Genomic DNA, 13,311 nt, shown 5'->3' with positions numbered 1-13,311 from the left:
GGTATTTTTGTAACATAGGTTTCGATGTTCTTTGAACCAAGTGAGGTGAGCATGAAAAAGCTTCTATCTATTTCAATTCTGGCTGCGTTCGCAGCGCAAGCCAGTACATCTGAGGCGAACACGCCCGCCGACACGCTGCTGCTTGAATGTACGGTTGCGCCCGAGGAATGCGTCTTCAAGATCGATGAATTCATCGGATCGTCTTCTTTAAGCGGGGACCAGTTGGATATCGAACTCAGCCTGCTCGCCGCGCAGCTAGCCGATCAGTTCCCGCGGCCTGAGAAGCATGGCAAGGCCTGGCGAAAAGCCAAGCATTTGGGCGCAGCCTATGAGCTTGCGCTAGGCCGGATCGCCAAGCATTTCGAAGATCGCGGTCGCACGGAATTGGCACAGCGAATCCAAGGGTTGATCGTGGAAGTCGAGCGGCGCAGCGCCCTAGCGCCCAGCGCCAACTGATAAACTGCTTTCCTTATCTGACCGGGCGTGTCGTCACACCCGGTCAAGTTTTGCCGAATACCCGTAATAGTAGTACCTTTTGCGCTCCCGCCGGCTCTCCGGCTTTTGGGAAAGCGCAAGCAACAGCGGCGCATCGTCGGGGGCCGAGGATCGGATCGACGATAGTGCCACCTGCAGTTCCGATTGCGACGTGGAACTCCAACGCACCAGCATCAGAACCGCATCGGCCAGAGGCAGAATATAGCGGCAATCTACAACTGGCAGGAGCGGCGACGTGTCGATTACGATAACGTCGAAATGCTGTTTCGCTGTGGAGATCGTCTGCTCGAATCCCTGCGAGGACAACAGACGGTCTGTCGGCACGGCACTTCTGGATTTGCCGAGGACCATAGTGAGGCCGCTTTCGCTGTCCTCCCAGAAATACTCCTTCAGCTTTCCATATTTCTCATTGCTCTCCAGGTAGTCGATAATGCCCTTTTGGGGCTCGGTCCCCACAAGCGTATGTAGTGTTGGCCGCCGAAGATCGGCGTCGAAGAGGAGCGTCTTCTTGCCAGCCAGCGCATAGGTTCGGGCGAGACTCAAAGCGGTCGTTGACTTACCCTCTTTCGGGGAAGCAGAGGCAACAAGGATTACCTTGCTCCGCACCAACTCCGTAGGGTCGACAGTCGACTTGGTTTGGAGCGAGCGATCGATGGACGCCCTGAGACGGCGCATTGCCTCGGAATAGTGGGATAGCGGCTCGGCGCTGACGAGATCCGAAGGCGACCTCAGGTTCCTGGTCCCGACAAGCGGAATAGCCGTCGCGACAGGTGCCTGCGCGGCGGCCTGCAACTGTTCTGTCGATGAAAACCCGCCGATGAAGAATTCCCGCAGGAACGCAAAGAAAACGCCCAGGGCCGCCCCGAAAAACAGGGCCATAACCATGACAAGTCGAGTGTTCGGGGACGAGGGCGATGTCGGCACCAGCGCGGGGGAGACGATCCGACTGTCGGCGACCTGAACGCCGGCACTGGTCTCGAGGTTGTTCAGCAGCACCACAAGGTTCTGGTACTGGGTCCGTGCGATGGCCGCATTCTGCTGAATCGCGAAGACCTCGGTAAGAATATCCGCGGGAAGCTGTCCGGAGAACAGAGTGTCGCGCAATTGCTCGCGATAGCTCTCCTCTTCTGCTCCGACAGTCGCAAGCTGGGCCTGAAGGCTGCCGATCTGCTCGGCTGCCTGTTCCTCGAGACGGCGGTCCAAGGCGGCCAGTTCTGCCTGAAGATCAATCTCGGCCTGGCTGCCGGACACGACCCGTCCAAGTCGCGCTTCGATACCGGCTCGCTGATCCGCGAGTTCTCGAAGCGCATCGTCTTCCAGCCCGGCCACCAAGTTTTCCCAGTTTCGGTTCTCCAATTCCTGCTGGAACTCTCGCAGTTGGATCTCGGTCTGAAGCCTGGTGTCCTCGGCCTGTTCGATCATGGCCAGGGTGCCGGACAGATCGCCGCGACCGGTCTGTTCCTCGATACGTCGAAAATTGTCGCGAATGAAATCATCCAGCGCCGTTTCGCTGCGCGCCAATGCGGCTTGCGACTCCCGCATCTGCACCTGGAGAACGTCGCGGGCCGCCAGCGTCCTTTGGATCTTGGCGGACAACTGTTCGGCAATCGAACTTTCGGCGAGCGCATTGGTCAATTCTGCCGAACGCTCGGAATCCTTGGAGGATACCGACACCTCGATCAGATAGGTCAGGCCGCGCCTGCGAACCTCTGTGGCACTCTTTAGCTTGGATACCGTATTCCGCACCAAGTTCTCCGGCGAGACGGTTCTGCTGCGCTCGATTCCCAAAGCGCGCTCTATCTTCTCGCGCAAACCGACTTGGGGACCGAACTCGGGGTCCGAGATCAGGTCTTGTTCATCCACGACCGTCAAGGCGATTGCGTCCGATCGCAGGATTTCAACCTCGCTCTCGACGCGGGCGTTGGCAGTGCCCTGAGAAACCGAACTGCCCGGATCGGTCTCCAGAAGATCCCTCTGAAACGGATCAACCATGATCAGGGCCGAAGAGGAATAGATCGGCGTCACCGCGGCCAGATAAGCGACGGCGAGAGATACACAAAGCAGTATCGTGAAAGCGATCAGGAGATACTGGCGGCGCAACGTCTCAAGGAGGCCGCGAAGCCCCAAGTCATCTTTCTGCATCTTCCCGCCACCCCTCAGCACACAAGAATCGAAACAGCCTATTTTCAAATTAAATCAAAGAAATGAATTGCAAGCTATTGTCCGGAAGAAAAAACCTGCGGCTTTTCATTCGGCGCCAGCCGAACGGCGCTGAGCAGGCCTGTGCCATAGGCGCCCGTATCAACAGCGATACGGTCGGGGCCGATCTCGACCGCATCCACAGCGGTGTGCCCATGCACGATGCATTTTTCAAATGGACCACCGTGTTCCAGGAATGCATCGCGGATCATCAGCATGTCCCAGACTCGTTGCTCGGACAGTTTCCGCTCCGGATCGACACCTGCATGGACAAGGAAATATCCTGGAAGATCGATACAGACCGGCAGCCTACTCAGGAACCCGACATGCTCGGGAGGAACCAGCGTGTGCAACTGCATTTTCAGCCGGCGCAGATCCGGCCTCTGATCCAGCTCGATCCCATACGATCTGAGAGTTTCTTCGCCGCCGAGGCCAAGCCAGGGTGAGGATAAGGACGGCTCGGCCAGAAACTCCAGAAACATCGCATCGTGGTTCCCGCAAAGGACGACGCGCTCAAACCGGGAAGGCGCCGCGCCCAGAAGGTGATCGATAACTTCCGCGCTCCTCGGACCGCGGTCCACCAGATCGCCCAAAAGCACCATGACCGCCCGCCCGGCGCGGGCTTCGGCATCTTCCAGAAGTTGCCGTTCCAGATCTTTGAGCTGCGAAAGACAGCCATGAACATCGCCGATAACGTAAAGCGAATCCGGTATTTCTGGCCAACTCAGCCGGTCGCGCCCGCCCAAGGCCGCGTCGGGAGCCCGTCCGAAGAGGCCGCGAAAAAAATCACCGAGTTTCATTGCGGCCGTTCCCTGATGGCTTCCTGCCATACGCAAGGGCGAGGAGGAAAAGAAAGAGATACACGTTTGCGGGTATTTCCAGACTGAAATCCACCGCGGAATGCAATGTGTTCTGAACGATCACCCCGAATGCAACGATCGAGAACAGAATGTCGCTCTCCTGTCGCAAGTCGGCCAGCAGGATCCGCACCGTCAGAACAAGAACCAGAAGCGGAGGGATGCTCCCGAAAACCGGCCCCATCTCGCTCCAGAGCGCCAGATATGTCGAATGCGCCTTATCCCAGAAATAATCGGGAGAAACGGGAGGCCGATGAACGGATTGAAACGCGATCTCGAACGTGTCGAGGCCAAAGCCGAAGACGGGACGTTCCTGAATCAGTTCGATTACCTGAAGGTAAAGGGCAGCCCGGTTCTGCCCCTCCTGACTGATGAAAAGCATGCGTTCGATCAGGTTTTGACCAACCAGGAGGGTGCCGGCCAGCAAGACGATGAAAAGACCCACCAAGACAAACCAAAGTCTCACGCTCCACTTCGACCCATACTTCTTGAGGACGAGAATGGAGATCACCATCGCCCCGGCGGCAGTGGAAGCGACACCCATTCGGGACGCCGAGGAAATGATCGCGGCGGCCATCATCGCAAGAACGATCCACATGATCCCGACCTTCATGCCATCGGGCGAAAAGAACCACGCGATCCGCGACCGGTCCTGCCCGGCTTGAGCCATTTCGCGCAGCACCAAGGCGAGTCCCAGGCAGAACCCCATTCCAGCGTAGTTCGCGAATGAATTCCGGTTGATGAAGGAACCTGTCACGAAGTCGGCATACCCGTTCTGCGGCCCGAGATAGGCAACCTCTCCAAGATAACGGAATACCAGCAAGGAAAGCGCGCAATAGGCGCCCGTGAAGATGAACGCCGCCCATGCAAGTCTCCGAGCGCGCCTGCGGCGCTTGGTGACCTGCACGCAGAGAAAAAAGAAGACTGCGTAAGAGGTCCAGCGCAGCACGCCCAGAAGAGTCGCGTCCGGCGCGATGCTTATCCGTCCGCCGGGCAGCTCCAGCCCTGGAAGTCGCAAGGTCTGGAGCACCCCGTAAAGGATGAATGCCGCGCAGCCCGCCGAGAAGACCTTCATCGAAGAGAGCGGCGCGTCCAGACCCTCGCCGCGGGTCGCCTTGCCGATCATATGCATTGCCAATAGGAAAAAGATGACTGACGCCCAAAGGAGCCAGAACACCGGACGATTGCTGGCAAGCGGCAAAGGCGATGCCATGACTATGGCCATCACCGCCCATGACAGCCACGCCGGATAGCGATTACCGCCAGACATGGCGCCGGTCATGACGGAATTGCTGCGCGCCAGCTTCATAACCGCCATGGCCACCTTCCGGTCGCGACATCTATCCTGCGGGTTTCATTCATTGCGCATATCGAGAGGATTCGCGGCTTGTCGCGCCCGGAAAAGGAACTCCCTTTTCAAATCAGGCTCCAGGGACTCCAACTGCGCCAGGATGAGCGGCCGGACGTCCGGCGACCGGACATATATCGAGGCCACGTATATGCGTCCGAGCCGGCTTTCCAGAAGGGCCGCAATGTCGGCGTTCAATGCCTCGCGCGCAAAGTCGGGCGCCTCCTCGAGCAATTGCAACGCAAAACCGACGCGGCGCTCGGCAAGCCAGCTCTCGTAAGGTCCGAAACGACGCGACTGCCGCAGGTCTGCGAAGGCCGTCTCCCGATCGCCCAGATGGTAAGCCGAGACCGCGCTCACGAATGCCGGAAAGGCCCAGGTCGGGGCTGCCTGGCTGATCTGGCGGCCGATATCCGTGCATTTCGAGGCTACTTCGGTCAGCGCTTCCGAGGGCAGAACCGATCCCAGACGACCGCCAAGCGCATCGTCGCAGGCGGTCAGGATGGCGCGGTCTGCGCGAATGGACATTGCCCGCTCAGGTGGGGACTCTTTCAAAAGCCGAAAGCTGTCATAGTCGGGCAGCGTGCTCACGCGGGCCAGCGCGATCTCATCCACCGCTAACGCCGCCGAAAGCCATCCCAAGGATGCGGCGGCAATCGCGCATAAAAGAGTAAGACTTCTGAACAACATTCAGGACTTGGCAACTCGCTGGAAGATCCCGATACCCGAAGGGATCGAATCACCAGAGCCCCCTTCGCAGATCACATAATAAAGGGGCCGTGCGACAGAATACAGGTTTGAGTGCGCGCCGAATGGAAACCTCCCGGTCCAAGAAGGGTTCACGAGCCATGTCCGGCTCCAACGCGGCGCCCCATTTGGTCGAACCTGTAAAAAGGGGTTTTGGTGGAGCCAAGGGGAGTCGAACCCCTGACCTCTTGCATGCCATGCAAGCGCTCTCCCAACTGAGCTATGGCCCCATCCGGGTGCGAACCGTCCGGTCCGCGCCCGCGTCAGTTAATGGCTTCGCGCCATTGGCGCAAGCCAAAAAAGTTCATTCGTCGTCGTCGGACGCGACATCGGCGATGTCGTCGAGCGAGACATCATCATCGTCGTCATCATCTTCAAGGACGTCGTCACCCAGATCGACATCCGTGTCGTCGTCGTCGAGTACCAGATCATCATCGTCCTCGATCTCGACTTCCGCCTTGATGCTCTTGTCGGATTTGTCGGCGACCAGAGTGCGGCTACCCTTGCCCGTATCAAGAGAGACCACCTCGCCCGTGTACGGGCTGATGATCGGGGTCTTGTTCAGGTCATAAAACCGCTTTCCGGTTGTCGGGCAAACGCGCTTCGTGCCCCATTCTTCCTTGGGCATATGGGCCTCTTTTCCTACTGTTCTCTCAGGATTGACGCGTCCCCTGCCACAACGCTTCGGTCCTGTCAAAGGCTTTTGCGACACGACCTGCGTGCTGGACGAGAGTTGCACGTTAAAGCTAGGCTCGCGCCTGCAACCAAGGCATCACGTCAGGTCCGTTCATATGGGGCAGTTCACTCTTCCGGGCAATCCTCCGGTCGACATTATTTTGCGGCGCTCGGCGCGAGCGCGGCGGTTGTCGCTGCGCGTGTCGCAACTGGACGGCAGGGTGACCATGACGCTGCCCAAGGGCGTCAGCGAGAGGGACGCCAGGCGGTTCGCCGAAGAAAAGGCTGGATGGATCGCAGGAGCTCTGTCCCGGAGGGGTGAGAGCATCGACGTGGTACCGGGCTCCATTCTTCCGGTGGAAGGCCAGTCGCGCCATGTCGCGATCGGTACAGGGCGTTCGGCGCGACTGCTGCCCGGCACGCTCATGGTACCCGAAGGCCGGCCCGGGCCGGCGGCGGCGGCACTTCTGAAACACATGGCGCGCGACAGGCTGGCGGGCGCCGTCGAGCGGTTTGCCGAAATGGTGGATCGGCCCTACGGTCGCCTGACGTTGAGAGATACCCGGTCGCGCTGGGGATCGTGCTCCTCCGAAGGCAACCTGATGTTCTCATGGCGGCTGATTCTGGCGCCCAAGGATGTGCTGGACTATGTTGCCGCGCATGAGGTGGCGCATCTGGTTCACATGGACCACTCCCCCGCCTTCTGGGGGGTCGTTAGCGACATTTTCCCAGGTTACAACGCCCAGCGCCACTGGTTGCGCCGTGAAGGACACGCGCTTCACAGGTTTCGCTTCTGAAACCGGAAAGCCGACCTTCCCGCCCCCAGTTTTCTCGACCGACGAGGTTTATGCAGGACATCTGAGGCAGGATTACTTTTCGGCGCCTGAATTTCGCACCGATACTCTGCATCCAGGTTCCGATCTGCAGTGTGCGCGGTCGGTCTTGTGAACCGTTTCCGAACGCAAAGTCCTGTTTTCCGCGAAAATCAGTTGTCGGAATGCGTTTGCACACCATTTCGAAATATCAAATAAACGGCACGGGCTAGACGGGGTGAGGCTTTGTCACTTTCTTTCATTGTTCTTCTTCCATTCCTGGGAGCATTGCTGCCGGGGATCATGAACGCAGCGGGTCGTGCCGCATGCGCCGGAGTGACTTTCACTGTCTCGCTGGCGGCGTTCATCGGTCTGCTGACGAACCTGCCGGACGTGCTGGCCGGTGAGGTCGTAACCTCCCGCATCGAATGGATGCCCGCGCTGGGTCTGAACTTCACCCTGATGCTCGACGGGCTTGGGTTCTTTTTTGCGTTCCTCATCCTCGGGATTGGACTGCTCATTATCGCCTATGCCCGCCACTATCTGAGCCGGAACGACAATATGGGTGAGTTCTTCACCTATCTCCTTCTGTTCCAGGGCGCGATGGTGGGGATCGTCCTGAGCGACAACATACTGCTTTTGCTTGTTTTCTGGGAACTCACCTCGCTCTCTTCCTTCCTTTTGATCGGATACTGGAAGCACCTGCCCGAAGGCCGTCAGGGCGCACGGATGGCGCTGGCCGTGACGGGCATGGGCGGGCTTGCCATGATCGGCGGCATGCTGATCCTTGGCCAGATCGTGGGCAGCTACGACCTGAGCGTCATTCTCGAAAACAGGGAGTTGATCCAGGCGGACCCGCTTTATGTTCCGGCACTGATCCTCATCCTGCTTGGCTGCTTCACCAAGTCGGCGCAGTTCCCGTTCCATTTCTGGCTGCCGCACGCGATGGCGGCTCCGACACCGGTCTCGGCCTACCTGCATTCCGCCACGATGGTGAAGGCCGGTATTTTCCTGATGGCCCGGATGTGGCCGGTGCTGTCCGGCACACCGGAATGGTTCGTCATCGTCACGACCGCCGGCCTGGTGACGATGGTTCTGGGCGCAATCATCGCTCTCTTCAAACACGATCTGAAGGCACTTCTGGCGTTTTCGACGGTCAGTCATCTTGGCCTGATCACCATGCTGCTTGGTACGGGCACTGCCTTCGGGGCCATGGCGGCCGTGTTTCACATTCTGAATCATGCCACCTTCAAGGCGGCGTTGTTCATGTCGGCCGGGATTGTCGATCACGAGGCGCACACCCGCGACATCAGGCGTCTTGGCGGCCTCAGAACCCTGATGCCCGTGACCTTCGTAGTCGCGACGCTGGCCGCGCTTTCGATGGCGGGTATTCCCTTTTTGAACGGGTTTCTCTCGAAAGAAATGATGCTGGAGGAGGCGCACCATACGGTGCTGTTCGGCAGTTACTGGCTGGTTCCCACGCTGGCGACATTCGGGTCGCTGTTTTCCGCAGCTTATTGTTTCCGCCTGATCGGCCACACGTTCCTTGGCCCGGTACGCGACGACTATCCTTCGAAACCACATGATCCGAACCCGGGCATGTGGATGCCGCCTGCGATCCTCGTCGTTCTGGTCGTGGCGATTGGCGTTGCTCCGTTTCTGGCTGAACCGTTCGTCAAGTTGGTGACCGCATCTCTGTTGAACGGCGAGGCGGAGGTTCCGAAGGCATATTTCAAGATTTGGCATGGCCTGGTTCCAGCGCTTTTCATGTCGATCATCGCCGTCGCCGGCGGCCTTTTCCTGATGGTGGTTTTCAACCCGTTGCTGAGACTTTGGGAAGCGTCGCCGCGCCCGGAAGCAAAGGTCATTTTCGAGGCGATCGTTGAGACAGCAGCCAAGGTCGCAAAGGTGGTCATCAACGGCCTGCACAACGGGGCGTTCACCCGGTATGCGATGATCGGAGTGGTTGCGATCGTCGCGGCGGGCTATCACGCCTGGATCACGGGCACGGTGGCGGCACCGACGCGGGACGTGCAGTTCGCGGGACCGGTCCCGATCGCGGGATGGGCCATGTTGGTCGCAGCGACAGGAGGGCTGGTCCTCCTGCATCGCAACCGGCTCCTGGCGCTGATCCTCATCGGCATAGTGGGTTTGATGGTCTCGATCGGCTTTGTCTATCTTAGCGCGCCGGATCTTGCGATGACGCAGTTCACCGTCGAGGTGGTGACAATCATCCTGCTGCTTCTCGCGCTGAACTTCCTGCCGAACCGGACGCCTGTCGAAAGTACGGTGCTGCGGCGTGTTCGGGATGCTGGCGTGGCGATCGCAGGCGGATTGGCAACCTTCGCGCTGGCCTACCATTACCTGCTGCGCGACGCCGTCACGACTCCGATTTCCGAGTTCCACCTCGCAAACTCATACAAGGGTGGCGGCGGCACCAACGTGGTGAACGTGATCCTTGTCGACTTCCGGGGCTTCGACACCTATGGCGAGATCATCGTCCTGGGGATTGCGGCGCTCTTGATTTTCGCGCTGACCGAGACGCTGCTGGGGGGGCCTGTTCGGGCCCGACTCCTGAACCGCGTTCCGGATCAGCCGCGAGCCGGAAACGTTCACCCGATGATGATGGTGGTGCTGACACGGGTCATCATGCCCGTGGTGCTGATGGTGGGCTTCTACATCTTCCTGCGGGGTCACAACGAGCCGGGAGGCGGGTTCATCGCCGGCCTGATCGTTTCGATTGCCGTGGTGATGCAATACATGGCCAGCGGATTCGCATGGACCTCTGCCCGGCTCAGGTACCCCTATCACGGTGTAATCGGCGCGGGGGTGCTGGTGGCAGGCCTGACCGGCATCGGGTCCTGGTTCGTGGAAAAGCCGTTCCTGACATCCGCTTTCACCTATGTCCGCATTCCACCGTTCGAGAAATTCGAACTGGCGACCGCTGCCCTGTTCGATCTTGGCGTTTTTCTTGCCGTAGTCGGCGCCGTAATGCTGTCGCTGGAGAGTTTTTCACGCCTAGCCCGGCGCGCGAACGTGACAGACAGCGAGTATCCGATGGATATCGATCCGTCCCGCGAGGTGCCAACTCCGGGAATTCCGTCGCCAGAAAAGGGAGGCGTCTGACATGGAACTGCTTGTCGCCTCCGCCGTCGGCGTGATGACAGCTGCCGGAATTTATCTGGTCCTGCGTCTCAGGACATTCCCTGTCATCCTTGGGATGTCTTTGCTGACATACGCGGTCAACGTGTTCTTGTTCGCGTCTGGCCGACTGACCGTCGGAGCGCCGCCTGTCCTGAGGGATGACATGACGGTCTACACCGACCCGTTACCGCAGGCTCTTGTCCTCACGGCCATCGTCATTTCTTTCGGGATGACCGCGGTCGTCGTGATGATCGGCCTGGGCGCTTTCCTGGGCTCAGACGACGATCATGTCGACGATCAACCAGAGGAAGCCGAGACGGAGGAAAAGGCATGAGCCACTGGATCATTGCGCCTATCATCCTGCCTGCTTTCCTTGCGCCCTTCATCGTTCTCGCTGCCCGCCATCACATTGGGATACAGCGTGTATTCTCCGTGGCCGGCGTGGCCGCACTGATCGCAATAGCCGCCGGGCTGGCCTGGCAAGTGTCCGACGGTTCCGTCATTTATTACCGGCTCAGCGACTGGGCGGCGCCGTTTGGAATTGTCGTGGTGGGCGACAGGCTGTCGACGCTCATGGTGCTGCTGACGTCGGTACTGGCGCTTTTCGTGCTGCTTTACGCCATCGGCTCCGGCTGGGATGACCGCGGACGGCATTTCCATGCGCTGTTCCAGTTTCAACTGATGGGCATCCTCGGCGCGTTTCTGACCGGAGACCTCTTCAACCTCTTCGTGTTCTTCGAGGTGCTGCTTATCGCGTCTTACGGCCTCATGATCCACGCCGGAGGCAATGCGCGGCTTCGGGCCGGCGTTCAATATGTGCTCTTCAACCTGATCGGATCGACGCTGTTCCTGTTCGCTCTCGGCTCGATCTATGCTGAGACCGGTACGCTGAATATGGCAGATCTGGCGGAACGGGTAGCCATGATCGGACCTGACGAGACCGTTGGCATTCGCGTGGCGGCGGTTCTGCTGATCCTGGTTTTCGCAATCAAGGCCGCCCTCGTTCCGCTCCACTTCTGGCTACCATCCAGCTATGCCGAGGCCCCTGCCCCCGTGGCAGCACTTTTCGCGATAATGACCAAGGTCGGGGCGTATGCGATCATCCGTGTTTACACCTTGATCTTCCCGCCCGACCTCGAGGTGACGGCCGGCCTTCACGATCTCTGGCTGCAGCCGGCCGCCCTGATTTCGCTGGCCATCGGAATGATCGGAGTTCTGGCGGCAGGAAAGCTGGATCGCCTTGTTGCCTATTCCGTCGTCGGTTCTATGGGGATGGTGATGATCGCCATTTCCCTGTTCAGCCCCGAAGGGATTGCCGCTGCTCTGTATTACATCGTGCATTCCACACTGGCGGCTGCCGCGCTGTTCCTTGTGTCCGACCTAGTGCGAACCGGGCGTGGCAATGTCGACCTGACCGCTCAACCGCCAATGTCGGGAACCGCATTGACGGCAGGACTGTTCTTTGCCGGGGCCATCGCAATGGCGGGTCTTCCTCCGCTGTCAGGCTTCCTGGGAAAGCTGCTGATCCTTGAAGCGTCGTTCGATACGTCCGCGATGCTCTGGATCTGGGTCGTTGTCCTGTCTTCGAGCCTGATCAGCGTCGTCGGTTTTGCGAGGGCGGGCAGCGTGCTGTTCTGGAAGGCGCATGGCATCGAAGCGCTCGAAGAAGCGGAGGCTGCTACCCAGCGGCCGTCCAAGTTGTCCTATGCCGCTGTCGGAGGGCTTCTGGCCCTGCTGTTCGCTCACACGGTCTTTGCGGGCCATGTTCATCGCTACACGACATCGATGGCCGCAGAACTCTTCGCCCCAGATGCCTACAAGTCGATCGTGCTCGACACACCGGGCAAGCTCAGCAAACCGAAGGAGAGCCACTGACATGGTACGTGCCTTTCGCTGGCTGTTGCCGCATCCCCTGCTGACTCTCATCCTAGCCATTGTCTGGACGCTGCTTCAGAACGAGATCAGCGCCGGCATGGTCGTTTTCGGCATAATCCTCGGCATCATCATTCCATGGATAACCTCCATCTGGTGGCCGGACAGGCCGGACGGAATTCGGCTTGGCAAGATGATCTCCTACAGCCTCATCGTCCTGTGGGACATTCTTGTCGCGAACGTTCAGGTGGCGTGGATCGTGCTGACCGTGCCGAACGCCAAACTGAAACCGGCTTGGATCGCGATACCGCTCGAACTGAAGCAGCCTGAGGCCATTACGGTTCTCGCCGGCACCATCACCTTGACGCCGGGCACGGTCTCGGCCGATCTGTCCGACGAAGGCCACAGCCTTCTGGTTCACGTCCTTCATACCGACGACCCCGATGGTGTCCGGGACGACATAAAGTCCCGATATGAGCGCCGCCTTCTGGAGATATTCTCATGACGTCCGCTTCCGCATTTCTGGACATCGCCATTGCCATTGCCTTCCTGGCACTTGCGGCCGGGCAGATACTTTCGATGGTACGTTTGGTGATGGGACCGTCGGTCGGTGATCGCATCCTTGCGCTGGACACAATGGTCATCAATGCGCTTGGCGTGGTGGTGGTTCTGGGCATCCATCAGGGGGTCAAAGTCTACTTCGAAGTGACACTTCTGATTGCAATGCTTGGCTTCGTGTCGACGGTGGCGCTGGCCAGGTTCATTCTCAGGGGAGACATCATCGAATGACACTTGAGATTATCACCACCTATGCTGCCGCACTGGCCCTTTTGATCGGCTCTGGCTTCGTGATGGTCGGCGTGATCGGATTGCTGAAATTCAACGACCCGATGACACGCCTGCATGCGCCAACGAAGGTCGGAACAGTGGGGATCGGCATGCTTTTGCTGGCGTCCATTCTGGCGGCCTTCGCTTCGGGCGACCCGTCGATGCACGAAGTCCTGATCATGGCGTTTCTTTTCGTTACCGCCCCGGTTTCCGCAAACTTCATTGCAAAGGTGAATATCCACCGCCTTGATTGCGATACGCCGCCACCGCCGCTTGACGACGACACCTGGTCAACACTTGCGAGCCCGGACCGGGACACGAATGACTGAACACG

The 13,311-nt window shown here is 59.2% G+C and carries 13 protein-coding genes and 1 tRNA gene; 8 read left to right on the top strand and 6 right to left on the bottom strand.

All coding sequences use genetic code 11. The features are described 5' to 3' along the window. Positions 1 to 51 precede the first annotated feature (51 nt). Positions 52 to 456 (top strand): hypothetical protein, encoded by a 405-nt coding sequence (locus ACKLNI_RS19895; protein WP_413720857.1) that lies wholly within the window; start codon positions 52 to 54, stop codon positions 454 to 456. 33 nt (positions 457 to 489) lie between these two features. Here the strand turns inward: ACKLNI_RS19895 and ACKLNI_RS19890 are convergent, their stop codons facing one another. The 6 genes from ACKLNI_RS19890 to ACKLNI_RS19865 form a co-directional block, all read right to left on the bottom strand. Continuing rightward, positions 490 to 2,637 carry a GumC family protein gene (locus tag ACKLNI_RS19890; protein ID WP_413720856.1) on the bottom strand — a complete coding sequence of 716 codons (2,148 nt, stop codon included), beginning with the start codon at positions 2,635 to 2,637 and terminating at the stop codon, positions 490 to 492. 74 nt (positions 2,638 to 2,711) lie between these two features. Beyond that, positions 2,712 to 3,494: a metallophosphoesterase family protein gene (locus ACKLNI_RS19885; protein WP_413720855.1), complete on the bottom strand. Its 783-nt coding sequence runs from the start codon at positions 3,492 to 3,494 to the stop codon at positions 2,712 to 2,714. Beyond that, positions 3,481 to 4,869 carry an O-antigen ligase family protein gene (locus ACKLNI_RS19880; RefSeq protein ID WP_413720854.1) on the bottom strand — a complete coding sequence of 463 codons (1,389 nt, stop codon included), beginning with the start codon at positions 4,867 to 4,869 and terminating at the stop codon, positions 3,481 to 3,483. The genes ACKLNI_RS19885 and ACKLNI_RS19880 overlap by 14 nt, the downstream gene beginning before the upstream one ends. Positions 4,870 to 4,905: 36 nt before the next feature. Further along, entirely contained in the window at positions 4,906 to 5,589 is a 684-nt protein-coding gene (locus ACKLNI_RS19875; protein WP_413720853.1) for a hypothetical protein, read from the bottom strand. 211 nt (positions 5,590 to 5,800) lie between these two features. Beyond that, positions 5,801 to 5,876 (bottom strand) — tRNA-Ala (locus tag ACKLNI_RS19870). Positions 5,877 to 5,950: 74 nt separating this feature from the next. Beyond that, positions 5,951 to 6,274, bottom strand: a complete 324-nt coding sequence (locus ACKLNI_RS19865; protein ID WP_413720852.1) for a TIGR02300 family protein — start codon at positions 6,272 to 6,274, stop codon at positions 5,951 to 5,953. Between the two features lie 163 nt (positions 6,275 to 6,437). On the opposite strand from ACKLNI_RS19865, the gene ACKLNI_RS19860 reads away from it, so the two are divergent. The 7 genes from ACKLNI_RS19860 to mnhG all read left to right on the top strand — a co-directional run bounded on the left by ACKLNI_RS19860 (position 6,438) and on the right by mnhG (position 13,306). Then, a complete protein-coding gene (locus tag ACKLNI_RS19860) occupies positions 6,438 to 7,118 on the top strand; it encodes a M48 family metallopeptidase (RefSeq protein ID WP_413720851.1) in 681 nt (226 codons plus the stop codon). A gap of 261 nt (positions 7,119 to 7,379) precedes the next feature. Next, positions 7,380 to 10,259, top strand: coding sequence for a monovalent cation/H+ antiporter subunit A (locus ACKLNI_RS19855; RefSeq protein WP_413720850.1), 2,880 nt, complete (start codon positions 7,380 to 7,382; stop codon positions 10,257 to 10,259). A gap of 1 nt (position 10,260) precedes the next feature. Beyond that, on the top strand, positions 10,261 to 10,611 hold the full coding sequence (locus ACKLNI_RS19850) for a Na+/H+ antiporter subunit C (protein WP_413720849.1): 351 nt from the start codon (positions 10,261 to 10,263) through the stop codon (positions 10,609 to 10,611). Further along, positions 10,608 to 12,152 (top strand): monovalent cation/H+ antiporter subunit D, encoded by a 1,545-nt coding sequence (locus tag ACKLNI_RS19845; RefSeq protein WP_413720848.1) that lies wholly within the window; start codon positions 10,608 to 10,610, stop codon positions 12,150 to 12,152. The genes ACKLNI_RS19850 and ACKLNI_RS19845 overlap by 4 nt, the downstream gene beginning before the upstream one ends. A gap of 1 nt (position 12,153) precedes the next feature. Next, positions 12,154 to 12,654 carry a Na+/H+ antiporter subunit E gene (locus tag ACKLNI_RS19840; protein ID WP_413720847.1) on the top strand — a complete coding sequence of 167 codons (501 nt, stop codon included), beginning with the start codon at positions 12,154 to 12,156 and terminating at the stop codon, positions 12,652 to 12,654. Further along, positions 12,651 to 12,938 carry a K+/H+ antiporter subunit F gene (locus ACKLNI_RS19835; RefSeq protein ID WP_413720846.1) on the top strand — a complete coding sequence of 96 codons (288 nt, stop codon included), beginning with the start codon at positions 12,651 to 12,653 and terminating at the stop codon, positions 12,936 to 12,938. The genes ACKLNI_RS19840 and ACKLNI_RS19835 overlap by 4 nt, the downstream gene beginning before the upstream one ends. Continuing rightward, positions 12,935 to 13,306: a monovalent cation/H(+) antiporter subunit G gene (mnhG, locus tag ACKLNI_RS19830; RefSeq protein WP_413720845.1), complete on the top strand. Its 372-nt coding sequence runs from the start codon at positions 12,935 to 12,937 to the stop codon at positions 13,304 to 13,306. The genes ACKLNI_RS19835 and mnhG overlap by 4 nt, the downstream gene beginning before the upstream one ends. The last annotated feature ends 5 nt before the right edge of the window (positions 13,307 to 13,311 follow it).

The sequence above is a fragment of the Silicimonas lutimaris genome (assembly GCF_047314965.1).
Classification (GTDB): Bacteria; Pseudomonadota; Alphaproteobacteria; order Rhodobacterales; family Rhodobacteraceae; genus JAVJUV01.
The sequence above is the reverse complement of the archived record's forward strand: the minus strand, read 5'-3'. Positions and strand labels throughout refer to the sequence as shown.